We start from the raw sequence: 818 nt of genomic DNA, 5'->3' as shown, positions 1-818 counted from the left end.
GCATGTTGTCTACAACGGATATCAGGATATTGAGATTCTAGCCGCTAACAAGATCGATTTGCGCCAAAGCGATGACGAAATTGTTCTGGGTATCGTCGCGAATATACGACCAATTAAGCGTATGCAGGACGCGATTAATGCTGTGGCACAACTGACCTGTAAAGGCTTTAAGCTGAGATTGGTGATCGTTGGTGGGGGAGACCCAAGTGATCTGAAAGCCCTGGCTGATAACTTAAATGTGTTAGACCGTGTTGAGTTCGTAGGAAGTCAAAGCAAGGCTAGTGATTATATCCAAGGTTTTGATATTTGTTTGTTGTGCTCTGAGTCCGAAGGTTTTTCAAACGCAATTGTTGAGTATATGCAGCATAGTAAGCCGGTAGTGTGTTCGGCTGTTGGCGGTAATCCGGAGTGTGTTGACGATGGGAAAACCGGTTTTTTATATGAGGCTGGTGATGTTAGTGAGTTGACAGAAATCATAAATGCCTTGGTTGAAGCCAAAGACGCTGCAGAAACACGTGCAGCATTTGGCAGAGAGGCACAAAGAAAAGTCGCCGAAAACCTTACATTGCCTGTTATGCTTGCGCATCAAGAAGAACTGTACATAAACGTATTAAATGAGCGTTAGCCCTCTACTTAGCACGAAAGCTTAACCATGATTTCAAAATCCAAGATAATCCAAATGCTGGGACCGTTAGGAGGCTATGCCTTTATACGTTGGCTCATGCGCAACGAACCTCGCATTATCATGTTTCATCGGTTCAGCAAGGAGCCAGAATCGGGCCATATTTCCTCCAAGGTGCTTGATCAACAGCTCACCT

At 44.7% G+C, this 818-nt stretch carries 1 protein-coding gene; it reads left to right on the top strand.

Features of this window, described 5'->3' with window-relative positions:
* Positions 1–625 (top strand): glycosyltransferase family 4 protein (locus A3739_RS03755; RefSeq protein ID WP_156502327.1); only part of this gene is annotated, 625 nt, incomplete at its 5' end.
* Between the last annotated feature and the right edge of the window lie 193 nt (positions 626–818).

This window comes from Oleiphilus sp. HI0067, assembly GCF_001635735.1.
The sequence above is the reverse complement of the archived record's forward strand: the minus strand, read 5'-3'. Positions and strand labels throughout refer to the sequence as shown.